We start from the raw sequence: 23756 nt of genomic DNA, 5'->3' as shown, positions 1-23756 counted from the left end.
TTATCATATTTTTTAACTATTTTAGAGCACGAGTTAAACTTGACAACAAAGCAAATTTTATATAAAATACGAACTTCAAAGAACTTCTTTTGAAACTTTATTTTCTACTATAATTTATCCAGTAAATTTAAAGAGGACTAATGGAAAACACTAATCAATCTGCGCAAGCAAATTCAGAGACCACAAAAACTACGAAAAAACATCAAAATACTCGCACTCACATTCCTGTAGACGGACACAAGATAGAAGAACTTCGCATGCTAAGCCTGGAAGATCTGGTGCAGATAGCAAACACCGTAGGCGTGGAAAATCCTCGCGAATTTCGCAGACAAGATTTGATATTTGAAATCCTAAAAACACAGACCAAACAAGGCGGTTTTATATTATTTACGGGGATTTTGGAGATTACCAACGAGGGTTACGGATTTTTACGCTCGGTCGATGCGAATTTAAGCGACAGCTCTAACGACGCTTATGTTTCAAACTCTCAAATTCGCAAATTCGCCCTGCGCGTAGGCGACATCGTAACCGGTCAAGTTAGAGAGCCAAAAGATCAAGAAAAATATTACGCCCTGCTTAAAATCGAAGCGGTTAATTACATGCCTCTAGCGGAAGCTAAGGAAAGACCTCTTTTTGATAACTTAACTCCGCTATTTCCGACCCAAAAGCTTCATCTTGAATATGATGCAATGAAGCTTACGGGTCGCGTGCTTGATCTCTTTACGCCTATCGGAAAGGGACAGCGCGGACTTATCGTCGCACCCCCAAGAAGCGGTAAAACCGAGCTTATGAAAGAGCTTGCTCACGGTATCGCAAGAAATCATCCCGAAGCGCACCTCATGGTGCTTTTGGTTGATGAGCGCCCTGAAGAGGTTACCGATATGCAGCGCTGCGTAAAAGGCGAAGTGTTTAGCTCGACTTTTGATCTTCCCGCGCTTAATCACGTGCGAGTTGCCGAGCTTGTTATCGAAAAGGCAAAGCGTTTAGTTGAAATGGGCAAGGATGTCATAATCTTGCTTGACAGCATAACTCGTCTTGCACGCGCTTACAACACCGTAACTCCGCCAAGCGGCAAGGTGCTAACGGGCGGCGTTGACGCAAATGCGCTTCACAAACCGAAAAGATTTTTCGGAGCAGCTAGAAATATCGAGGACGGCGGAAGCTTAACGATAGTAGCAACCGCGCTTATTGATACAGGTTCAAGAATGGATGAAGTTATATTTGAAGAATTTAAAGGCACCGGAAACAGCGAGATCGTGCTTGATCGCAACATCTCAGACCGCAGAATTTATCCGGCTATCAATATCTTAAAATCAGGAACAAGAAAAGAAGAGCTTCTTCAAAAGCCTGACGAACTTCAAAAAATTTGGGCTATACGCTCGGCCATCGCTTCAATGGATGATGTGGAAGCGCTTAAATTCCTGTATGCAAAAATGCTTAAAACAAAAGACAACAAAGAGCTTTTATCGATATTAAATGATTAAAATTTGAGCCTTTTAAAGCTCAAATTTTAGCTTTCTTTTTTTATTAGCCCAAATTTAAAATTTCAGGTTCGCCAAAAAGCCTATGCGCCTCTTTTAAGACGGCTTGGTTTTTGGCACTTTGCAACTCTTCGGGCGATTTTGACTCACTCACCTCAGGCTTTATAGTAGCAGTTTCGCCTATCTTGACCTTTACTTCGGGAATTTCGCTTGGCTTACTTGTATCCTTGCTTTGCTCTTCAATCTTTTCAAACTCCATATCAAGCAAAGCCATATCATCAACCACAATGCCCGAATCGGTTTGAAATTTTAGCGAATAAGCGGTAGTAAAATCCTCGGTATTATCTCTTTTGTCGCCAAGATAAGGCTTAAAATTTGACTGAAACTCTTGACTTGGCTCGGCTAAATTCGGACTTGAAATTTGCTCCATATCTTGCTTGGCTCTAGCCATATCGCTCTTGGATAAATTCGCTTCGTTTTTATCGTCTATTTTAGGCTGAATTTCTTTTGGGGCAATCTTAATCTTTGCCTCTGCTCCAAAATTCGCACGTAAAATTTCCATTATAACTTTTGAACTAGAGCGCAATTTTTCTTGGTTGACTCCACTTGCATTTGAAGAAAGACTCAAGCAGTTATCTTTAAACTCCAAAAACTCAATGCACTCCTTAAAGCACTCTCCAAGAGAATAATCTCTATCGTAAATTTTATCCAAAAACAGTTCATACGGGCTTTTTGATACCATTTTAGCAGGCGTATTTACTTGAGCCTTTTGAGCCTGCTTAGCTGCAAGAGTGCTTAAATTTAAGCTCTGCTCTTTTAGCTCAAAATTTCCTATCATGTCGTCAATAGGCTTTAAATTTATCGCTTCCATCATCATAAAAAGCATTATGCTAAGCACGAAACCGTTATCGCTACTTACGCTAAGCATGCTCTTGGCTTCGGATAAAATTCTAAAAAATCTCTCATATAAAAGCAGTGAATATTTGTTGTTTCCGCTTAAAAAATTCTCTTTTAAATTTGCGATTAATTCATCAATTATCATCTCTCCGTCATAGCTCTCAATCTCGCTTACAAGCCTGCTCATCGCTGCTCTATCGCCGCTCATCACAACTTGCATAATCTCTTCAATACGCGCAGGATCTAGTAGCCCAAGCATATCGGCAACCACGGTTTGAGTGATCTTTGCATGCGAATAAACAATAGCTTGATCAAGCAAAGTAAGCGTATCCCTAAGTGAGCCCGAGCCGCTGCGAGCGAGAATTTCTACAGCCTCGCTCTCATACTCCACACCCTCTTTACTCAGGATAAATTCAAGATGCTTGATGATGTTTTGCTTTGAAATTTGCTTAAATCTAAAATGCTGAGTGCGCGAAAGCACGGTAGCGGGAAGCTTAAGCGGATCGGTTGTAGCAAGGATAAATTTCACATAGCTTGGAGGCTCTTCAAGCGTCTTTAAAAGCGCATTAAAGGCTTCGCGAGTGAGCATATGCACCTCGTCTATGATAAAAATTTTATATCGCGCCGCTGCAGGGGCGTATTTCGTCTGCTCGATAAGCTCTCTGATGTCATCTATCTTTCTGTGGCTTGCCGCGTCCATCTCGATGATATCGATGTGGCGAGACTCATTGGCCATGATGCAATGAGCGCACTTTTCACACGGCTTTGAAGTGGGACCGTTCTCGCACACTAGAGCCTTTGAAAAAATTCTAGCGCTTGAAGTCTTACCGCTTCCGCGAAGACCCGAAAACAGATACGCATGAGTTAGGCGATTTTCGCTAAGTGCGTGAGTTAGGCTTTTGCTTACCGATTCTTGTCCGATAAGTTCGTCGAAATTTCGGGGGCGATATCTAAGTGCGAGTGCTTGCAACACAAATTTTCCTTATTTTTAAATTTCTAGATTGTAGCCGTTTTTGCATAAATTTTTAATATAGTGAAATTTTTGGATATAATCGCGAAAATTCAAAAAACAAGGGAAATAAATGAAAAAATTATTGCTTGTATCGATGATATTTTTAGCTGGATTTTTATTAAGCGGCTGTGAGAGAAACGACTACCAACATCCGCTTCACAGATCTACGAAAAATAAATAATTAGTTTAAATTTACGCTATTTTAACTAGCAAATTTACTCTTCGGCAAAGCTGTTTTTAGCCTTGCCAAATCAAATTTCAACCTATAAATCCCCAAACAGGGCCTTGAGATCTTTCATGCTCTCTTCTTTATCTTCGGTTGCTTTCACGCTGCCAAGTTCGACAAGCTCGATTTCAAATCCGCTCAGCATGCTTGCAAGACGTATGTTTATACCGCTTTTGCCTATGGCTTTACTCTTTTGCTCGCTTGCGATAGTTACGACTGCTTTTTTCTCATCAACGATCTTAACGGCACTTATTATAGCAGGCGCCATTGCACGAGTTATAAGGATAGTCGGCTCACTTGAAAACTCTATCGCATCTATGTTTTCTCCGTTTAGCTCTTTTGTCACGGCATTTATGCGCACGCCTTTAGTGCCGACCGTTGCGCCCACGGGATCTACGTTTGGAGTGGTTGATATAAGTGCGACTTTAGCTCTTTCACCAGGAATTCTAGCGCTTGCGGCGATCAATACAAGTCCATCTTTGATCTCTGGGACTTCGGCTTTTAAAAGAGCTTCTAAAAATTTTGGAGATGTCCTGCTAAGCTCAACTCTAATGCCTTGAGATTTATCTATATACACGCTTTTAATAACCGCTTTTACGACGTTTCCGACTCTAAATTTCTCACCTTTTATGCGGTTTTTACGTGGCATAACAGCACGAATTTCATCTATCTCTATGAATGTATTTTCTTCGCTATCTACGCGAGTAACGGTTCCAAATACCATTTGCCCTATCATATCTTGATATTTTTGAAAGATTTTTTCCTCCATGAGGCGCTGTATGTGGTATTCAAGCTCTTTATGAAGCGTTTGAGCGGCAGTTCTGCCTAGATTATCGGTGCTTAGCTCATAAGTAAGCTCATCTCCTACTTCAACCCCGCTATCTATCTTTTTAGCCTCATCCAAGCTTAAAAAATGCTCGTTATCCTCTTGCAAACGCTCATCGTCATTAGCCACTATCGTGATTTTTTGATACAAACGAAGCGAGCGACTTGCGCTGTCTATAACGACATCGTATTCGTAATTTTCACCATAAACACGCTTAGCCGTATTTACAAGAGCTCTTATAACGCGCTCTTTTACATCCTCTATCTCTAAACCTTTTTCGTTTGCTATTGACTCTATGATATCTGCTATCTTTTCCACTATATCTCCAAATAATAAATTTCACGGGATTTTATCTGCGTAGATTCGTATTATATAAAATATATACTTTTAATAAGTTTAATAGCCATTTTATGATATTTTTGATATATTAATAGATTACGAAACAGAACTTTAAGGATAAAAGATGGAGCTAAAACTAGCTAGAAACGAGATTGACGCGAAACCAAAGACAATTTCGCTCGATAAGATCGAAGCCGCAGTTTCCAAAGATGGACAGAAAATTTTTTATTTCGATAAAGACAATAGCCACAAGCAGCTAATCGCCTTAATAGAGCATTTTGAAGAAAAGGGGCTAAGCGTATATCATAGAACCGTTAAATACGGACTTGACGAGAACGACTACATGTACGAGGTTCATATTCTTTGAGTAACACAACGCAAAAAAAGCTCTTCATACAGACATTAGGTTGTGCTATGAATGTGCGCGATAGCGAGCATATCATCGCAGAACTTAAGCAAAAAGAGGACTATGAGCTAACAGATAAGATGGAGGATGCCGATCTTATCCTTATCAACACTTGCTCTGTTCGCGAAAAGCCCGTGCATAAGCTATTTAGCGAGGTAGGTAGCTTTGAAAAAGTTAAAAAAAGCGGCGCTAAAATCGGAGTGTGCGGTTGCACGGCAAGTCATCTTGGAAGCGAAATTTTTAAGCGCGCCCCTTATGTGGATTTCGTTTTGGGCGCAAGAAACGTAAGTAAAATTTCACAAGCCGTAAACACTCCGAAATTTATAAGCACGGACATAAATCACGACGAGAGCGAATACGCCTTTGGAGAATTTAGAAGCTCACCATATAAATCACACATCAACATCTCCATAGGCTGTGATAAGAAATGCACCTATTGTATCGTGCCGCATACCAGAGGCGACGAGATCTCAATACCTGCAAATTTGATCTTAAACGAAGTTAAAAAAGCAGCAGACGGCGGCGCTAAAGAGATATTTTTACTAGGACAAAACGTAAATAACTACGGAAAGCGCTTTTCAGCCTCGCATGAGAAGATGGATTTTAGCGATCTGCTGGTTAAGATTAGCGAGGTAAACGGAGTTGAGAGAATTCGCTTTACCAGCCCTCATCCGCTTCATATGGATGATAAATTTTTAGAAGTTTTTGTAAATAATCCCAAAATTTGCAAATCCATGCACATGCCGCTTCAAAGTGGCAATACAAAAGTTCTTCGCGAGATGAAGCGAGGATATACTAAAGAGTGGTTTTTAGACCGCGCACTTAAACTTCGCTCGATGTGTCCTGATGTAAGCATAAGCACCGATATCATCGTGGCTTTCCCCGGTGAAACTGACGCTGAATTTGAAGATACGATGGATGTGCTTGAGCGTGTTAGATTTGAGCAAATTTTTAGCTTTAAGTACTCCCCTCGCCCTCTTACAAAGGCGGCGGAATTTACAAATCAAATTCCTGATGATATCGCTTCGGCTCGTTTAACAAGGCTTCAAAGCAGACACAATGAAATTTTAGACGAGATAACAGCCTCTCAAAAAGATAAAATTTTAGAGGTTTATTTTGAGGAACTAAGAGCAAACAGCGCAGTTGCCGGAAGAAGCTTTAATAATTTCTTAGTTCAAGTGGATGGCAGCGAAGAGCTGCTTGGCAAAACACTAAAAGTAAAAATCACAAATCCAAAAAGAATGGTTCTTTATGGCGAGTTGGTGGGCTAAATTTAAAAGAGCGCTCTTTATAAATTTCACCACTTACGCCATATATTTTCTTATTTGGCTCATATTTTTAACCTGCAAAAAGACCTACTCCAAGACAAATTTACAAAATTCTCCATGCGTCGTGCTCTTTTGGCATGGGCGCATAGCCATGATGAGCTTTGCCTACTTGCACTGGTGGAGTAAATTTAAAAGGCACGGCAAAGTAATTATCAGCGATCATAAAGATGGCGAGATAATAGCAAGAGTGATTAAATTTTTTGGCATAGGAACTATCAGAGGAAGCAGCTCAAAAGGCGGCGCAAAAGCTCTTATAAACGCCTTTAAAGAGATAAAAGCTGGCAACGACGTGATAATCACTCCCGACGGACCAAGAGGCCCACGCCATAGCGTAGCGGACGGAGCCGTGATAATAGCTCAAAAGCAAAACGTAAATATCCAAATTCTAAACTACGAGGCGAGTAAATTTTGGCAGTTTAAAAGCTGGGATAAGATGATCCTGCCAAAGCCGTTTTCAACTATAAATTTTACCCTCTCAGAGTCTTTTAGCGTTGCTAATTTAAGCCTTGAAGACGCTAAAAATTTGATAAAAAAAAAGATGGGTGCTAGCGATGAATAGTAAATTTTTCATAGTAGTTTTAGCAACTGCGATCATAGTCGCTTCTTGGGCGTTTTTTGCCACAAACGGCTCGTATCAGGACGCTTTGCAATCTAAATTTTATTACCAAATCGGCAATTATCAAAAAGCTTATGAGTTAGCACACAAAGCTTACGAAAAAGATATCTATAACAAGATGGCAAATACGGTGATGAAGCAAAGCGAAATCGCACTCAAATACACAAAATACATAGAGGAAGCAAATAGTTATTTAGAGCAAATTTTAAACATGAGCAAGGCTAAAGAGATTGGCAAAGCAGACACCAACCGTATCCGCATAATGTGCGAGATCGTAATAGACGGATATGATAGGTTAAAGCCTTCAACCCTAACGCCAAAAGATATCCAAGATGAAGCAAAAGATATGCGAGATAAATTTGTAAAGCTTAAAGAAGAGCTGTTTTAATTGCAATTAATGCCAATTTTAGGTAAGATAAAGCACTATAAATTTTAGGAGAATTATGTCGTTTTCTATTCGCCGTTTTTTTAGTATCTTATATCTTAGCGTAGTTATAGAGGCTAAACAGTGTCTATTTTACGGCAAAGTTATGAGAGGCGGCAAAGTGATAAAGACCGTTGAAGCCAAATTTGATAACGACGATGAAAACAACATAAACGATAAGATAATCAGCTACCTAAAAAGACAGCAAAAAGAGTACAAATGGCTTTATTTGGCGCTATTTTTTGACTCTTTAAGACAAGGTGCTCTTCCTTGTAGAAGCGATGATGATTTTAAGAAATTTGGTATAGATCTTAAGAGTATTGGCTATACAAAAGTAGATAAAAACTGGTACGTATATGCTGATCTTATCGATATTGCCGAGGCTAAAGCTAAATTTAAAAATATCGGAGTCGATCTTATCTTTTCGCCGATAGCTTTGCTTCATAAGATGATCATTCAAAAGGGCTTAAGCGAAAAAAACACCCTTTATATCTACAATCACAAAGACTCTTTTGCGCTTTGCATAGCTTCTCACTCGGAGCTTAAATTCGGAGCTTTTGCCAAGACAACCGATACGGTAGCTTCTATCGGTGAAGAGGCCGGAGAATTTGATAAAGAAAGTATCGATGATATCGATGATTTTATAGCCGAGGTTGATAGTAGTTTTGAGAGTTTAGACAGTCTTGATAGCCTTGATGACCTTGTTAAAACACAAGGAAACGAGGAAGATTTTGCCGATTTGGATTATGATATCAACATGCCAAATTCAAGCGACGTAACGGCATCCGTGTCTATATTTGGCAGAGATATGAGTATGTATCAATATATAACTTCGGCTCTAAGGGAATTTTATTCAAATCCGCTTTATGAGAGCGATTTTATCGAGCAAATTATCATATTTGACAACGCCAAAACAAGCGCAACGTTTCTACACTTCCTGGAAACGGAGTTGCTCGTTGAAACTTCAATATATCCGATAAATACGCTTAAACTAATGACCGAACTTATGATAGACGAGGCGGGAATATGATGTATAGCTATAGCCTGATTAAACCTCTTAAAAAGCCTGTTTTTAGCCTGTTTAGTAAAATTTGGATCTCTCTTATCGGTATTGTGTTTTTGCTTTTGGTATCGCTAAATTTATTTCTTGTTTTTAAAAACCATATGCTTGAACAAAGTATCCTTTCAGCTAAGCAAACTTACGAGCAAATTTCAAGCGAGATCGCTCAAAATGATGCAGTTACAGCAAAACTGCAAGAGCAACGCGACTTGGCAAATGAAATTTTTGCCTCAAATACCATACTAAAACAAAGCCTAAACAACCTTTTTGACCTGGTTCCTGACAGTATTACTCTTAATGAAGTTGTAATGGACAAAAACTCGCTTATCATAAAAGGCGTTACACCAAACAAAGATACTTACAACATGCTTTTACTGGCACCGCTCAAATCGATTTTTAGCACATCAAACACGACATTTTATCAGCTTAAAAACGGCTGGCTAAATTTCATCAGCACAAACAAAATCGACAACTCGGAAGGTTACAATGAGTAAAGATACAAGCCTAGAAGAGATCGATATAGCAAAGCTTTTAATCTATATGCTGGTATTTGTGGTAGTTTGTCTAGTGATGATCTTTGCCTTTATCGTGCCAAACATCAAAGAGTATCGCGAGATAAATTTACAAAATCGCTCTCAAGCTGCAAGCGTAACCAAAATCAATCAAATTTATAACACTAAAAACGCAAATTTAAATGATATGAAAGAGAAACAAAGACTTGTATTTAAGGCTTTTGAAACCAAATTCGACAAGGCAAATTTCAGCGCTTTTGCAAGTAAATTTTTCAGCGAAGTAAGACTTGCCGAAGTTCCGCCAAAAGACACCAATGAGAAGTTTTTAAGATACGAGCTAGAAGTTACGACTTTGCTTCAAACTCCGAGTAAATTTTATGATTTTATAGACGCGCTTGCTAAATACGACAATATAATAAAAGTAGATTTCCCTATAAATATGCGCGGACAAGAAGATAAAATACACACGACTTTTAACATCAAAGTTTACGGACAACGCTAAATTTAAACTTTCAGTAGGCTAAAACATCTTTTAATTTATTTAGGTCAAAATCTCTACCAAAAAGATAAGGTCTGACTGCTTTAGGCACTCTTAGCACTCTGCAAGCCTCTTTAAATTTCTTATCCATAACGGCTTTTATAAATGGCGATATAAAGATAAAATTTTGTGTGTACCCTACTGATATTTTGCCGCTTACAACTAAATCAGCTCCGGAATTTATACATCTGGCACACTCTTTTCTTTGAGCTTCACTCATCACTACGCCTAAAATTTTACACGCCCTATCAATCCCTCGAATTACGTTTATATCGTTTTTAACCAGATAAAAATTCTCAAAAACATATAAAATTTCAGGCTCTAAAATTTCTTTATCTTTTTGTAAAAGCTCAAAGCTTTTTGCTACTCCGCCGGCAAAATTATGCAAAAATGGCTCGCTAAATTTAGCTCTAAATTTATTCCGAGTAAAGTCGCTTTGCAAATTTGTCTCATCGACAAAATACCTAAGCTTGCGCTCTTGTAAGAACTCTAAAAGCTGTTTTTTGCTTACGGCTAAAAGCGGTCTGATAAGATTAAAATTCGCTCTTTTTTCAAACGAACTCATGCCAAGAAGCTCGTTTAATCCTGCTCCCTTACTAAGTTGCATTAAAAACCACTCTAATTTATCATCAAGCTGATGAGCTAAAATCAAATTCGTATATCCAAATTCCTTACAAATTCTCTCAAAAAACTCATATCTAGCCTCTCTTGCCCTGCACTCAAAATTTGCGCCCTCAAGCTTAACGCTAAGCTCAAAAATTTGCTTTGCGAATTTTACAGCCAACTCCTTAGCGCTTGCTATCTCTTGTTTACTTTGAGCTCTTAAGTTATAATCAACAATCGCGATATCAAATTTAACCCCCGCATCCTCAAGCAGGTAAAAAAGAGCCGTGCTATCAACTCCGTGCGAAAAAGCAAGTAAATTCTTACCGCTTTTTAGAGTTTCAAGCTCGGCAAGGATGATATCAGGCATGCTTTATGACACGGGCAAGTAGAGTTTTATCCACGACTTCGCTTACTTCGCACTCATAAAGACCGCCCGTTTCAAGCTCTTGTATGTCGCTTTCGTTTATAAGAATTTCACCGTCTATGTCTTTATCCCAAATGAGCTTTTTGGCTCCATAAAACATCTCTCCCTCGCTACTTATGCCGTCTATTGAAACTAAAATTCGCTTTCCTTGCTCATTTGCAAAACTCTCTTTTATTGCGCTATTTATAATCTTTTCTATCTTTGAAAGGCGAGTTTGTATTGTTTTTGCAGGGATTTGCTCCATCTCATAAGCCAAAGTATCCTCTTCGCAAGAATAGGCAAAAGCTGAAATTCTATCGAATTTAAATTCGCTTAAAAATTCGCAAAGCTCTTTAAAGTCAGCCTCGCTTTCACCCGGATGTCCTACTATAACGCCCGTTCTTAAAAACGAATCTTCAGCTTGCCTCATCATGGTTAAAAGCTCTTTTATACGCTTTGCGCCGCTTCCTCTTCTCATCACTTTTAGCATCTTGTCGCTGATGTGTTGGATAGGCATGTCAAAGTAGTTATGAAATACCGGCGAAGCGATAATACGGCGTATAAGCGCGTCTGAAGTGGTACTTGGATAAAGATATAAAATTCTAGCCGATCTTACGCCTTTTATCTTCTCAATCTCGTCTATAAGCTTAATAAGCCCGTCGCTAACGGCGTGATCTCTCATATAAGAGCTTGAATCTTGACTTAAAAAGCTAAAATCATAATACCCCTTTGCGACTAGCTTTTTTACCTCATCTACGATATTTTCAAGAGCGCGCGACTTTAGCTTACCTTTAAAGGTAGGTATAGCGCAAAAGCTGCATTTTTGATTACAGCCTTCTGAAATTTTGATGTAAGCGTGGTAGTTTGAGCCTGTTATAACGCGCTCTTCGTTAGCTTGTAAGTAAGTAGAGGGGCTAAATAAATTTTGCTTTTTAAGTATGATCTCATCGATCTTGTCATAGTCCCCAACTCCCGTAAAAAGATCAACCTCAGGAAGCTCTTTCATAAGCTCCTCGCGGTATCTTTGCATCAAACAGCCCGTAACAACAAGCAAAGAGTCCTTTTTGCGCGCTTCATGCATCCTAAGTATGGCGTTTATACTCTCTTCTTTGGCAGAATCGATAAATCCGCAAGTATTGACTATGATAACATCCGCATGTCCGATATCATCGGTTATAGCATAGCTTTTAAGTCTGCCTAGCATTATTTCGCTATCTACTAAATTTTTATTACAGCCAAGCGAGATAAGGTGAAGCTGTTTTTGATTTTTTGTATTTAAATTTTGCATTTTATACCCATAAATTATCGATTAAACGAGTTTTGCCTACATAAGCCGCGATTAAAATTATGCTATTTTTTAGCTCAACTCTTGGAATTTCATGAAAGCTTCTATCAACGATCGCTACATAATCCACCTTAAGAGGTCTTAGAATTTCAAGCATCTGCTCTTTTATCTCTTTAGCTCCAAAATGCTTCATTTTAATCAAATTCGAAGCGTGCATAAGAGATGATGAAAGTTTAAGGGCGGCTTCTTTTTCATCTTCGTTCAAATAAGCATTGCGCGAAGAAAGCGCAAGTCCTTTATTGTCTCTTACGATTTCGCAAGGAACTATCTCTAAATTCATAAAATTGGTAGCGACCATGTTTTGCACGATCGCAAGCTGCTGAGCATCCTTTTTGCCAAAATAAGCCCGCTTTGCGCAAGTTATATTAAATAGCTTATTTAGCACTCTTAAAACTCCGTCAAAGTGCCCGGGTCTTGTAGCGCCTTCTAAAATAGAAGCTAAATTTTCAGGTGCGCTGATAAGAGGTTCGTGCTTAAAATAAAGTTGATTTGCCGTAGGAATAAACATCACATCAACTCCGCACTGCTTGCAAATTTCAATATCTCTAGCCTCGTTTCTGGGATACGCATCCAAATCCTCGCCCGGTAAAAACTGAGTCGGATTTACAAACGTAGAAACGATAGAAATTTCATTTTCGCTTATGCATCTTTTAATAAGGCTTATATGCCCGTCGTGCAGCGCCCCCATGGTAGGCACAAAACCGATTTCAGGATTTACCAAATTTATAAATTCTCTTAATTCATTAACGGTTCTAAATATTTGCATCTTATATTTCTACCTTAATCTTAAAATTCGCCAATTATATCAAAATTTTATCTTTTAAAAATTAAGCTTTAATCAAATATGTTATAATCACGCAAAAAACATAAATTTGGAGATAAATTTGGACAACTACGAATACACCGAACTTCTTAAAAAACTTGAAACCAAAACCAACAATATCGCCCTTATAATCAAACCAAACGAGATAGAAAAACGCCTTGAAGCCATAAGCGAACTTGAAAACGATCCAAGCTTTTGGCAAGATATCACGCGCGCAGGACAAATAGGCAAAGAAAAGACTAAAATAACAAATATACTCGCAAAATTTAAAGAGGCTAAAAACGCACTTACTGATACAAGAGACCTTTATGATCTTGCAAATTTAGAAAATGACGAAGAGACACTAAATTCACTCTACGAAGACGCAGACGCACTTGAAGAAAAGATAGTAAATTTAGAAATTTCAATGCTACTTAGCGGCGAAGACGATAACAAAAACGCTATCGTTACTATTCATCCGGGCGCAGGAGGCACTGAGAGTAACGACTGGGCAAGCATGCTATATCGTATGTATCTGCGCTTTTGCGAAAGAGAGGGCTTTAAAGTAGAAACGCTTGATTTTCAAGAGGGCGATGAGGCAGGTCTTAAAGACGTAAGCTTCATAGTAAAAGGCGAAAACGCCTACGGCTATTTAAAGGCGGAAAACGGTATTCACCGACTTGTGCGAACCAGCCCGTTTGATAGTGCAGGACGCAGACACACGAGTTTTACAAGCGTAATGGTAAGCCCTGAGATTGATGATGACATAGAGATACAAATCGATGAAAAAGATATTAAAATAGACACTTATAGAGCAAGCGGTGCCGGCGGTCAGCACGTAAATAAAACCGAAAGTGCGATTAGGATCACGCACTATCCAACAGGTATAGTCGTGCAGTGTCAAAACGATAGAAGTCAGCATAAAAACAAAGCAACGGCTATGAAAATGCTGAAATCTCGCCTTTATGAGCTTGAGCTTATGAAGCAGCAAGAAGCGAGCGCAAGTGTCGAAAAAAGCGAGATCGGCTGGGGTCATCAGATACGCTCTTACGTGCTTTTCCCGTATCAGCAAGTAAAGGACAACCGCTCAAATTTAACCTACTCTCAGACCGACGCGATACTCGACGGAGATATAAAAAAGATAATTGAAGGCGTCTTAATAAGTCAAAAAAGTATAATGTAATAAATTTAAGAAAGGACAAAAATGGAGTTAGAAGCACTTCTTAACCAACTAAACTACGGCGTAAACGATACTACGCTAAATCAACTAAAAAGAGTTCTAAACAACTCAAGCGGAGTAAGCGCTGAGCAGATAATCACGCTAAATGATCATTTAAAACCGCATCGTTGCTTTGTCGCTTTAAGCGGAAGTGAGGATTATTTTAAGATTAAAAATGTCGCAACTTCGGAAGAAATAAAGCAAGAAGTCGAAGAGATAATCCAAAAATGGGCAAACAAGCACAAATTCTCCCTTAAAAAAGTAAATGATACAACGCATTATATATTAGGAAGAGTCGAGTGAATCTAACTGCGAATTTAATTTGCATAAAATATGAAATTTTAATAATTTATACAGATAAATTTTAATAAACAAAGGATAATCAAATGAAAAAATTGCTAATGTTTTTAGCTGCTTTATTTCTTGCAGGATGCGCTTCGTCATCTACACCTAGTGCTCCAAGTATAAAAAACACATCAGTCGATACGGACTTTAACACCAGAGCGCTTGCTATACTAAAACCAAAATGCGATAGCGGAAATTTCTCGGCATGCAACGACTTGGCATTAAGCTATCAAAATTTGCAAGATCATAAAACCGCATTTAACATCTATGAAAGAACTTGCAAAAGCGGATATCAAAAAGCTTGCACAAATTTAGCCAATATGTATATGTACGGCGATCAAATCGGACTTAAAAAAGACACTCAAAAGGCACTTGAAATTTATAAAAATTCATGCGTAAATCAAGGAGCTGACTCGTGCTACTACTTGGGCGAATATTACCGTTCAAATGACGGCAAAGAATCAGATTTTGCAATGGCTTTTGACGCATACTCAAGAGGTTGCACGCTTGGAGATATGCCTTCTTGCACAAATATGGGAATTTTATACGAGCTTGGTCTTGGAACTCAAAAAGATGAGTATAAAGCTCTTCAAATTTATAAATCATCCTGCTTTAGCGGCGAGGTTTCAGGATGTGATAATATGAAGAGAATTCAAGGAAGATAAAAATAAAAGAGGGTTACTATCCCCTCTTTTACTCCTAAAAAATTTTTAATTTAAAATTTCATTTAACTATTTTTAATTATACTTTATATAAACTACTACTTAAAATCAATCATTTTAAAAATATAAAAAATAATATAAACTAAAATTCAATATTTTTAGTTTATGCTAAAAATGATATTTATTTTAAACAAATCGCCTATATTACGATATATAATTGACAATAAATATCGTAATTGATATAATGCTTTTCTATTTTTTCAAATAAGGTGTTAAATGGAATTTTTAAAAGCGAATGTGGATTACATCATCATAGCTATTTTAGGTTTTATGAGCTTTTTAGTTGTTTGGTTTACTATCGAACGTATAATATTTTATGCCAATGTCAAACTTGAGAACTATAAAAAAGTTGAAGAATTTGAAGAGGCTCTTACAAAAAACCTCACAACGCTTTACATAGTCTATTCAAACGCTCCATATATAGGTCTTTTAGGCACTGTTGCAGGTATTATGATCACGTTTTACGATATGGGTATGAGCGGAGGAATTGATACCAAAAGCATCATGGTCGGACTATCTTTAGCCCTTAAGGCTACGGCTCTTGGGCTTATAGTGGCTATCCCTACGCTTATGCTTTATAACGGCTTTATGAGAAAAGTAGAAGTTTTAATCAATCGCTATAAGGCAAAATATGAGAATGCCTAAAAAAGAGGGCTTAAACGTAATTCCTCTGATAGATATCATGCTTGTACTATTAGCCATAGTGCTAAGCGTTTCTACGTTCATCGCACAAGGAAACATACCTATTGATTTACCTAGTAGCGAAAGCGCGAAGACAGAACAAGAGGATAATAAAATAGCCGTTATTATCAATAAAGACAATGAATTTTTCGTTGATGACAAAAAGATCGCCGAAGAGAATTTAAAAGAGAGATTGAGCGACATCGACACAAAGACTTTGATTGAGTTAAAAAGCGACAAGGACAGTAAATTTGAGATGTTTGTAAAGGTTATTGATATCTTAAAAGAGAAAAATCATGAAAATTTCGCCATCACAACTCTCACTGAATAAAAAATCAACCCTGAGCGGACTTGCAGGATCTGCGCTATTTCACGCGATTTTAATAGTCGCCTTCATCAATCTTCCAACGCAAATCAAACCTAGCATGGAAGAAAGCATAAAAATAAGCTTACAATCATTCAAGCCTCCGGCAGCGCCTCTTCCTCCTGCACCAGAACCTGCACCCGTACAAAGCCTGCCCGAGCCCATAGTAACTCCTCAGCCTCCCGAGCCCGTGATAATCCCTGAGCCGATTATAGTGCCACAGCCTGTAGTGGTGCCTGAGCCCGTTAAAAAAGTAGAGCCAAAACCGGTTGAAAAACCAAAACCTAAGCCAAAGCCCAAAAAAGTAGCAAAAAAAGTGGAAAAACCTGTTGAGCCTATACCTGCCGAGCCTGTAGTTACGGCTGCAGTAGAGCCTGCTACACCTAAAGAAGTAGCGCAACCCTCAACTCCAGCACCCGTAGCTACCACTACAACCCAAAAAGCAAGCCCCGTCACCACTCAAACCGTAGGCGAATTTAGCTTTGCAACATCTGCGGGCGATGAGAGATTTGCCAAGATGCAAAGCGCTATCAAAAAACACCAAAAATACCCTAAAAGAGCTACTAAGATGAGACATCAAGGAGTCGTGGAAGTAAGTTTTTTCTTCAAAACAAACGGCACGGTAAGCGACGTAAAAGTGATCAAAAGCTCAGGATTTGATAGTCTTGACGAAGCGGCAATGGAGGCGATTAAAAAGGCTTCAAAAGAATTTCCAATCCTTGAAAAAGACTATCTTATCAAAATCCCAATGGCATATAAGCTTATATAAATTTATCTGCCTTAAATAACAAAAATGCCATAATAAAGCCATTAAATTAAAAGGCTTTATTATGTATATATTTGGCTTTGGCTCGCTAATAAATTTAAAAAGCGCACAAAAAAGTTTTACGAGAATACTAACGCAAGATGATCTAATCCCTATTAAAATAAAAGGCTACAGGCGTGTTTGGAACGCGGTTTCGCATATAAATTTTGATAAAGAGCAGGTAAAAGGTGTGTTTTTAAATATCAAAGCGGACAAAAATAGGGAAATTTGGGGAGTGGCTATAAAGGTTAAACATGACGAGTTTGAAGAGCTAAAGCTAAGAGAGAAAAACTACAGTCAAATTTGCATAAATAAAGAGCAAATTTTAGATGAAAATTTTAATGCGGAGCTCATGGCTTTTATAACGACAAACGATAAATTTATAGCTCATAAAGGCGATAAAAATAGCTTTATACCGATAAAATATATAAACATAATAAAAGATGCGCTAGATAATTACGGCGATGAATTTAAGCGGAATTTCGCCGAAATTTTAAAAGATTTTCCGTTTGAACTAAAAGATGGAGAATACACATTTACTGATAGTTTGCAAAACAAAGCGGCAAAAGGCATCTGATATGCAAAATATCAAAATTCATACCCTAAATTTGCAAAGTTCTAAGAGAAAAAGCGTAGATGAAAGCTCAGTATTTAAAGATAAAAGCGGGCTTTACATAACATTTTGCAAAGACGATAGCCTTGATAAATTTATCCTAGATATAGCGTCTTTAAACAGAAAGAAAAAGCTATTTTCAGCGCTTTTTATAAAAAGAATAATCTCTAAATTTATCTCTATCGCGGCGGTATTTTTCATACTTTTATCACTTTTAGCTGTTAGTATTTATGAAGATTTCTTTAAAAAACTCATATTTGAAACTCCTTTAAAATTTAGCAACACAGAGATGATATCTCTTATCTTTGTAATTATTTTATTTCTTGGATTGCTCCTACTTCCTCAAGCCTTTGACACCGAAGGAAACAGCATCAAAAACATCATAAACTCATGGTTAAACACCGACTCAAGAAGAGCCAAAAAGCTAAAGCTCACGCTTTTAAATTTTAGCCCCGAAACGCAAATTCATCTTTACAACTTTGATTTAAAAAGAAGCGACGAGTGGCTTTGGAAAGTATTTGCAAAAGAGATTTTAAAGCGTTTTGAAAATGTAAATTTTTATATTAGAAGTGACAAAGTAGCCGATATCAAGAGAATTTTAACCCAACTTGGCGTAAAAGAGATTCAAATTCATGAAAACGAGGCAAATTTTGACTCTAAAGACAAATTTGATTTTAGATTTATGTTCTCCCATAGAGAAAGTAAATTTTATGATTTGATGAGGCTTTGTTCGACATTTATAACCAAAAAACCCAGCCAAAAGACCTATATCTCGCTTGAGCTTTTTGAATATTGCGGGAAGAATTTCTTTGAAGATAAACAAGCAGAGAACAGCTCAAAACTAATATTTGGATTTCAAAATTTCATAACAAGAAGCTTTAAGGATTTTGGATTTTTAGCACAGCAAAGATCTCTTCAGATATTTTTCACTCCTTGTGTAAGATATGATGACCTTAAAACGGAAGAGCGTGAACTAGCGCAATACCTAAGAAACCACATAGAGCACTGCACCGATATTTTTGACAATCCGCTATCTCTTTTGATACTTTATCATTACACCAAAGACCTCGTGCTTGATCACAAAAGAAGTGTAAAAATTTTAGAAAAATTTATAAAAAAAGTAAAAGAAAAGCAGCATTACGAGCTTATAAACAGCTACTGGTTTGAGATAGCTGGCAAGATGTTTGACACAAACGACATAGAAAGCTTTGAGGGCTCAAACGGCTCGATCTACAGAAAGCTTAGCTTAAGTGCGCTTGATGATTTGGTATTTTTATTTAAACGAAACGGGCAATTTAGCGAGGCTATCTTGCTCAATAGATACCTTTACGAGATCAATCCAAACAGATACGCTCTAAACATCAGCTCGCTTTATGAGCGAGCAGGAAAGCTGAAAGAGGCATACGAAAATTTCCCAAAAGAGCTAAATTTAGGAGCAAAGCCGTCCGATATAGAGGTAAGATACTACCAAAGAAAAGCAGCTTGGATAATAATCTCACAAAGAGACGAAGCGCTAAAAGATGAGGCTAAAGATATCTTAGGCAAGCTCGAAAAAATGCTGTTTTCGCATAGCGAAGACAATGAGCCTCTTTGGTTATGGCACTTTTATAACATCAAAGCAAATTTATACGAATGGGAAAATGACTTCGACGAGGCTATCAAATTTTATAAAAAATGCTTATTTGTGCCGGCTTTAGGTGCGTTTGAATACGGAGCAAGCTTTGTAAATATGGCTATCTCTTATAGACTCAAATTTATATCACAAAATTTTAGCGATATAACAAGCATTGACACCGCTATAAAATTCGGCAAAATCGGGTTAAGCCTGAAGCAATCAGTAGGCGATAGGGATGAGCTTGCCATATCTTTGCACAATCTTTCGCTAAATATGCTTTATAAAATTTTAATTGATCCCAATGAAGATTTATACCAAGAAACACTAAATTTAGCAACTAGGGCGCTTGAAATTTTAGACGAAACGAACTCGGTTAAAAGGCTTGGGATAGTACTGGTTGAAAATTTCATTGCTTCATCTCTTTTAGCTCTTGATACTTCGCGTATCAAAACAAGACTGCAAGAGAGCTGCGGACACATAAGTGCTGACGAACTTGCTCAAATCAAGAGAATATATTTTGAATTTAGAAAAAACAACGCTATAGAAAAACTTGAATTTTTAGAAAGTTAGTTTGTCGAAATTTGTGAGATAGCAAGAAATTTTAATAAATTTACTAGGCAAAATTCTTTGATAGTGATTTATTGTGGCTGTTTTGAGAATTCAAACATTAAAATAAGGAGTAGCTAAAATTTCCTTTAGCTACCCGCGCTGTTGTTTTTTGTGACAATTTCCCTTGTTGCCGCATCCGCAGTCTTTTTGCTTAAATTCTTTTACGTAAACAAAATATCCCGCCGCAAGTGCGATAACTATCAGAAAACCCGCTTCTAATCCGCTCATTTTATATCCTTGTAAATTTGAGCAAGAGGCTTTACTCTTGCTCAAATTTTAATTATTTCATATCTTTTGCTTGAACCCAGATAACTGCGTCTTGGCCTAGCTCTTTGCCTTTATACTCTTTGTCAGGACCTACGCCAAGCGCTGCAAATCCCCACCAACCTGCTTTTGGTATACCGAATGTAAATTCACCTCTTTCGTTAGCCTTAATAGTAAGCGTTACAAAGCTATCTTGCGGAGCTTCAAATTTGCCTTTTGGATTTGTCATGTTTTTCTTCATGTCAATAGCGTGGTTAACGTACTCAACCTCGATTTCCGCAAACGGAACCGGCTTACCTTCCGATTTAACGATACCCGTAAATGTGCTTCCCGCCCAGATTGAGTAAGGTTTAGTTAAAGGCACGATCTCTGCTTTTAGTCCTAGCTCGGCATCCCAATCAGTCGGAGCGCCGCCTACGTTTACGATCATCTTTGTAATTTGTTGAATATATGCTTCCTCGTTTGCTTCATAGTAAGGCGCAGGAGTTAGTGCAAACACGTGATCGCCAAGACCTCTTGCTTTATATTCAGAGTCATATCCCATGCCCGCGTTGTGGCTACCTTTAAATTTCATCTCTTTTAAAGTAGCTAGCATATCTGTCTTTTTCTCTTTATGAACTACGAAAAAATCAACGACTTTTTCTCTGCTTTTATCCTCTTGAAGACCCATATCCATAGTGTGCTCATCAGCAAACGGGTGAGTGAAAACTATTTTTAGAGGTATAGTGCCGCCTTTATTTAGTGCAGATTCCGGAGTGTAAAGCATTTGAAAATGAGCAAATGCAGAAGTAGCTAAAGCGCCCGCTACCGCAGCTGAAACGATAACTTTTTTAAACATATCTATCCTTTTTGTGAAATTGAAATTATTGTGCTATATCTTTTGATTTTACAATTACTTCGTGCCCTTCTCCGGCAAAGAATTTAGCCTCGTATTCGCCCTCAGGCTTTTTAAACGTGAAGCTGCTGTCTTTATCGAATTTGCCCTCTATGATGACTTTGCCGTTTTGAATAACGGTAAATTGCACACCGCTTGCGCTTGATCCGTCGCTAAAGCCGCCTTCGCAAGTAACGGTATCATCTCCGTTGTCAAAGCAACTCATAAGAGCAGTATGAGCAAAAGCAGATGAGCTCATAAGAGCAACTACAAATGATGAAAATAGTAATTTTTTCATTTCTTCTCCTTTGGTTATTAAATTTATCATTTTTTAATTCCTCCGCTCCAGTTTATACGTTTTTCAGGAACAAACCAAAGCACCAAAACCGCCAAGAGCATTATAAAATAATATATACTCATAGCCGCAAGTCCGCTTAGTCCAAACGCTTGCGAAATACTAAAAAATAGCGATGAAACAACAAGTGCAAGCGCAAACGGGAAGAATATCCCAAAACACATCCAAAAGTAGCTGTTCGTCTGCATCTTAACAACGATCATCGTAGCGATACAAGGCGGAGTAAGCAACATAAAGATAATGATAGAAGCCGCGTGCAAAGGCGTATAGCCGCTATTTTTAGCCATCTTCTCTTCAGGTCTTAACTCTTTATCGCTACTTAGCGGGACAATCACCTCAGGCTGAGCTACGGAAGCATCATCTTTGCCTGTCTCATAGATGCTTCCAAGAGTAGCTACGGCTGATTCTCTAGCGGCAAAAGAGCTTAAAAACGCTACGTTTATCTTCCAGTCAAATCCCGCAAACTGCGATATAGGCTCAAGTGCGCGTCCCGCCATACCAAGAAGAGAATTTTCTATCTTATCGTTTTTTTGATCTCGTAAAATTTTATTTCTAGCGGTTGAGAGCTTTCTAAGAGCGGTATTTATAGATTTTGCTTCTTTATCATCCTTTGGAACTCGCAAGAATTTATAAAATTCGGCATTTTTGGCCTCATATTTCTCATCGACATCCTTGCTTCCACCCATCTTTTTAGCCCTATAGCCGTCATAAAAATTTAAAAGCGCAGCAACCTCATCTCTACTGTCGATAAGCTCATAATAAGCGGTTTTCTTAGCCACTTTATCAAATGCTACTAAAATTTTCGCCTCTTCTTGCGCATAGTGTTCTTGTCTTTCTTTTGAAATTCCCGGAAACTGCAAAAGCGCAAAAAGCACGATAGCAACTGCTATAACGATAGTACAAACCTTTTTGATATATATCCAAACTCTTTCAATAGATCTTAATATCACGCCCTTAAATGTAGGCAAATGATAAGGTGGCAGCTCCATAACAAAAGGTGCCGTTTCACGAGTTTTAAGTATGGTTGAAGTTAAAAATTTCGCTATCACAAGTGCGGCTAAAACGGTAACCGTAGAGATATAAAAAAGCATTATACTCATCTGTGTCGGGAAAAACGCACCGAGTAAAAGCGTATAAAAAGGCACTTTAGCAAGACAGTTCATAAGCGGAACGGTTAAAATAGTGGCCATCCTTGCCCTATCGTCTGCGATGCCCTTTGTCGACATGACTCCCGGCACAGCACAACCGCCTACAAATGCACCCCCAAGTACAAGAGGTAGAGTGCTCTGCCCGTGAAGTCCAAATTTTCTAAAAAGTTTATCAAGTATAAACGCCATCCTAGGCATGTAGCCGACGTCTTCAAGTATGGCTATCATGGCAAAAAGTATGAAAAATATAGGCAAATAGTTAAGTAGCGCAACGGCTGAATTTACAAGCCAATTGGCAAGATCGGTGATCATAGGAATTTGAGCTATATTCGCTTCTGGCGTAATATCTGTAACGAAATTTTTAATCGCCGCAAAAACAGGCCATGTATAGTCCGTTAGCTTATAACCAAATACAATGCTGCTTTCATAAATTATAAAAATAATCGCAAGTAAAATAGGGAAACTAAGCCATCTGTTTAAGACTACCCTATCTGCTTTATCGGTTAGAGTAACTTCGCCTTTTTTAGTCTCTTCTACGCATTTATGAAAGATAATATCGGCACTTTCATATCTAAACGAAGCCAAAAAGCTCTCGATATCTTTATCAAAAGTATCATGAAATTTGGTTCGCCCGCTATCGACAATATCGTTTACATTTGGGTTTTCAGGCTTGATCAAATCGATGATAGTTTGATCTTTTTCCAAAGCTTTTATGCAAAGCCATCTTTTGCTTATATTTTTATCAGTAAATTTAAGGCTGCTGTCAAGCTCGGATATGTAAATTTCAAGCTCGTCGTAGTTGATTTTAAACTCTTCATAGTTCTCTTTAAGCTTCTGGACATTTCTAAGAGCTTCAAAAATTTCCTCTTTGCCTTCACCCTTTGAAGCGCTTGCGCATATTACCGGACATCTTAAGAGCTCGCTCATTTTCTTATGATCGATAATAATACCGCGCCTTTTGGCCACATCATGCATATTTAGCACAAGCACGACAGGCACGCCTATCTCTAAAAGCTGAAAAGTAAGATATAAATTTCTTTTTAAATTCGAAGAGTCTATTATGTTTAAAATCACATCGGGATTTTCATTGATGATAACCTCTTTAGCTACCTTCTCTTCAAGCGAATAAGAGCTAAAAGAGTAAGTTCCGGGAAGATCTATCATCTCTATATCAAGATCACCGACGCTAAAAAAGCCCGATTTTTTATCTACCGTTACGCCCGGATAGTTTGCGATATGCTGATGGATGCCGCTTAGCATATTAAATATAGTCGATTTTCCGCAGTTTGGCTGCCCTGCTAAAGCTACTTTTATCTCCATG

25 protein-coding genes are annotated in these 23756 nt (G+C 38.0%); 16 read left to right on the top strand and 9 right to left on the bottom strand.

All coding sequences use genetic code 11. From position 1 onward, the window contains the following. The first annotated feature begins 140 nt into the window (after positions 1 to 140). The gene (gene rho / locus CDOM15925_RS00500) at positions 141 to 1484 is read left to right on the top strand and encodes a transcription termination factor Rho (RefSeq protein WP_169940008.1); all 1344 of its coding nucleotides are present in this window, start codon (positions 141 to 143) and stop codon (positions 1482 to 1484) included. A 43-nt stretch (positions 1485 to 1527) separates the two neighbouring features. Here rho and CDOM15925_RS00495 read toward each other — a convergent pair whose 3' ends face one another. Both CDOM15925_RS00495 and nusA read right to left on the bottom strand, forming a co-directional pair. Beyond that, the gene (locus tag CDOM15925_RS00495; protein ID WP_502707268.1) at positions 1528 to 3351 is read right to left on the bottom strand and encodes a DNA polymerase III subunit gamma/tau; all 1824 of its coding nucleotides are present in this window, start codon (positions 3349 to 3351) and stop codon (positions 1528 to 1530) included. A 302-nt stretch (positions 3352 to 3653) separates the two neighbouring features. Beyond that, on the bottom strand, positions 3654 to 4760 hold the full coding sequence (gene nusA / locus CDOM15925_RS00490) for a transcription termination factor NusA (protein ID WP_169940006.1): 1107 nt from the start codon (positions 4758 to 4760) through the stop codon (positions 3654 to 3656). A gap of 145 nt (positions 4761 to 4905) precedes the next feature. Here nusA and CDOM15925_RS00485 point away from each other — a divergent pair, with 145 nt between their 5' ends. The 7 genes from CDOM15925_RS00485 to CDOM15925_RS00455 are packed head-to-tail and all read left to right on the top strand — an operon-like array spanning position 4906 to position 9629. Further along, positions 4906 to 5148, top strand: a complete 243-nt coding sequence (locus CDOM15925_RS00485; protein WP_169940004.1) for an HP0268 family nuclease — start codon at positions 4906 to 4908, stop codon at positions 5146 to 5148. Continuing rightward, on the top strand, positions 5145 to 6458 hold the full coding sequence (gene miaB / locus CDOM15925_RS00480) for a tRNA (N6-isopentenyl adenosine(37)-C2)-methylthiotransferase MiaB (protein WP_283956660.1): 1314 nt from the start codon (positions 5145 to 5147) through the stop codon (positions 6456 to 6458). Before CDOM15925_RS00485 ends, miaB begins: the two co-directional genes overlap by 4 nt. Then, complete coding sequence (locus CDOM15925_RS00475; protein WP_169940000.1) at positions 6439 to 7074, top strand: lysophospholipid acyltransferase family protein; 636 nt, start codon at positions 6439 to 6441, stop codon at positions 7072 to 7074. Before miaB ends, CDOM15925_RS00475 begins: the two co-directional genes overlap by 20 nt. After that, positions 7067 to 7519 (top strand): hypothetical protein, encoded by a 453-nt coding sequence (locus CDOM15925_RS00470; RefSeq protein ID WP_169939998.1) that lies wholly within the window; start codon positions 7067 to 7069, stop codon positions 7517 to 7519. Before CDOM15925_RS00475 ends, CDOM15925_RS00470 begins: the two co-directional genes overlap by 8 nt. Before the next feature lie 55 nt (positions 7520 to 7574). After that, positions 7575 to 8585: a DUF8341 domain-containing protein gene (locus tag CDOM15925_RS00465; protein ID WP_169939996.1), complete on the top strand. Its 1011-nt coding sequence runs from the start codon at positions 7575 to 7577 to the stop codon at positions 8583 to 8585. After that, positions 8585 to 9109 carry a PilN family protein gene (locus CDOM15925_RS00460; protein WP_169940320.1) on the top strand — a complete coding sequence of 175 codons (525 nt, stop codon included), beginning with the start codon at positions 8585 to 8587 and terminating at the stop codon, positions 9107 to 9109. The genes CDOM15925_RS00465 and CDOM15925_RS00460 overlap by 1 nt, the downstream gene beginning before the upstream one ends. Then, positions 9102 to 9629: a hypothetical protein gene (locus tag CDOM15925_RS00455; RefSeq protein WP_169939994.1), complete on the top strand. Its 528-nt coding sequence runs from the start codon at positions 9102 to 9104 to the stop codon at positions 9627 to 9629. The genes CDOM15925_RS00460 and CDOM15925_RS00455 overlap by 8 nt, the downstream gene beginning before the upstream one ends. 10 nt (positions 9630 to 9639) lie before the next feature. Here CDOM15925_RS00455 and tilS read toward each other — a convergent pair whose 3' ends face one another. From tilS to panC, 3 genes are read right to left on the bottom strand one after another with little or no spacing between them, the layout of a single operon-like run. Beyond that, on the bottom strand, positions 9640 to 10638 hold the full coding sequence (tilS, locus tag CDOM15925_RS00450; RefSeq protein WP_169939992.1) for a tRNA lysidine(34) synthetase TilS: 999 nt from the start codon (positions 10636 to 10638) through the stop codon (positions 9640 to 9642). After that, entirely contained in the window at positions 10631 to 11962 is a 1332-nt protein-coding gene (gene rimO / locus CDOM15925_RS00445; protein WP_169939990.1) for a 30S ribosomal protein S12 methylthiotransferase RimO, read from the bottom strand. The genes tilS and rimO overlap by 8 nt, the downstream gene beginning before the upstream one ends. A gap of 1 nt (position 11963) precedes the next feature. Next, a complete protein-coding gene (gene panC, locus CDOM15925_RS00440) occupies positions 11964 to 12785 on the bottom strand; it encodes a pantoate--beta-alanine ligase (RefSeq protein WP_169939988.1) in 822 nt (273 codons plus the stop codon). A gap of 118 nt (positions 12786 to 12903) precedes the next feature. Between panC and prfB the strand changes: the two genes are divergently transcribed. The 8 genes from prfB (at position 12904) to CDOM15925_RS00400 (ending at position 19755) form a co-directional block, all read left to right on the top strand. Continuing rightward, positions 12904 to 14004, top strand: a complete 1101-nt coding sequence (gene prfB / locus CDOM15925_RS00435) for a peptide chain release factor 2 (RefSeq protein ID WP_169940318.1) — start codon at positions 12904 to 12906, stop codon at positions 14002 to 14004. Between the two features lie 21 nt (positions 14005 to 14025). Continuing rightward, entirely contained in the window at positions 14026 to 14343 is a 318-nt protein-coding gene (locus CDOM15925_RS00430) for a type II secretion system protein (protein ID WP_169939986.1), read from the top strand. An 83-nt stretch (positions 14344 to 14426) separates the two neighbouring features. Next, positions 14427 to 15050: a tetratricopeptide repeat protein gene (locus tag CDOM15925_RS00425; RefSeq protein ID WP_169939984.1), complete on the top strand. Its 624-nt coding sequence runs from the start codon at positions 14427 to 14429 to the stop codon at positions 15048 to 15050. Positions 15051 to 15323: 273 nt separating this feature from the next. Continuing rightward, positions 15324 to 15752 carry a TonB-system energizer ExbB gene (gene exbB / locus CDOM15925_RS00420; protein ID WP_169939982.1) on the top strand — a complete coding sequence of 143 codons (429 nt, stop codon included), beginning with the start codon at positions 15324 to 15326 and terminating at the stop codon, positions 15750 to 15752. Beyond that, a complete protein-coding gene (gene exbD, locus CDOM15925_RS00415; RefSeq protein ID WP_169939980.1) occupies positions 15739 to 16119 on the top strand; it encodes a TonB system transport protein ExbD in 381 nt (126 codons plus the stop codon). Before exbB ends, exbD begins: the two co-directional genes overlap by 14 nt. Next, positions 16085 to 16921, top strand: a complete 837-nt coding sequence (locus CDOM15925_RS00410) for an energy transducer TonB (RefSeq protein ID WP_169939978.1) — start codon at positions 16085 to 16087, stop codon at positions 16919 to 16921. The genes exbD and CDOM15925_RS00410 overlap by 35 nt, the downstream gene beginning before the upstream one ends. 61 nt (positions 16922 to 16982) lie before the next feature. Then, positions 16983 to 17534, top strand: a complete 552-nt coding sequence (locus CDOM15925_RS00405) for a gamma-glutamylcyclotransferase (protein ID WP_169939976.1) — start codon at positions 16983 to 16985, stop codon at positions 17532 to 17534. A 1-nt stretch (position 17535) separates the two neighbouring features. Then, on the top strand, positions 17536 to 19755 hold the full coding sequence (locus CDOM15925_RS00400; RefSeq protein ID WP_169939974.1) for a tetratricopeptide repeat protein: 2220 nt from the start codon (positions 17536 to 17538) through the stop codon (positions 19753 to 19755). 129 nt (positions 19756 to 19884) lie between these two features. Here the strand turns inward: CDOM15925_RS00400 and CDOM15925_RS00395 are convergent, their stop codons facing one another. The 4 genes from CDOM15925_RS00395 to feoB are packed head-to-tail and all read right to left on the bottom strand — an operon-like array spanning position 19885 to position 23755. Further along, complete coding sequence (locus tag CDOM15925_RS00395; RefSeq protein ID WP_169939972.1) at positions 19885 to 20022, bottom strand: FeoB-associated Cys-rich membrane protein; 138 nt, start codon at positions 20020 to 20022, stop codon at positions 19885 to 19887. 52 nt (positions 20023 to 20074) lie between these two features. Beyond that, complete coding sequence (locus CDOM15925_RS00390; RefSeq protein ID WP_169939970.1) at positions 20075 to 20896, bottom strand: DUF4198 domain-containing protein; 822 nt, start codon at positions 20894 to 20896, stop codon at positions 20075 to 20077. 25 nt (positions 20897 to 20921) lie between these two features. After that, positions 20922 to 21230, bottom strand: coding sequence for a hypothetical protein (locus CDOM15925_RS00385; protein WP_169939968.1), 309 nt, complete (start codon positions 21228 to 21230; stop codon positions 20922 to 20924). Positions 21231 to 21256: 26 nt separating this feature from the next. After that, entirely contained in the window at positions 21257 to 23755 is a 2499-nt protein-coding gene (gene feoB / locus CDOM15925_RS00380) for a ferrous iron transport protein B (protein WP_169939966.1), read from the bottom strand. Position 23756: the final 1 nt, after the last annotated feature.

This window comes from Campylobacter sp. RM15925 (assembly GCF_012978775.1).
Classification (GTDB): Bacteria; Campylobacterota; Campylobacteria; order Campylobacterales; family Campylobacteraceae; genus Campylobacter_A; species Campylobacter_A canis.
The sequence above is the reverse complement of the archived record's forward strand: the minus strand, read 5'-3'. Positions and strand labels throughout refer to the sequence as shown.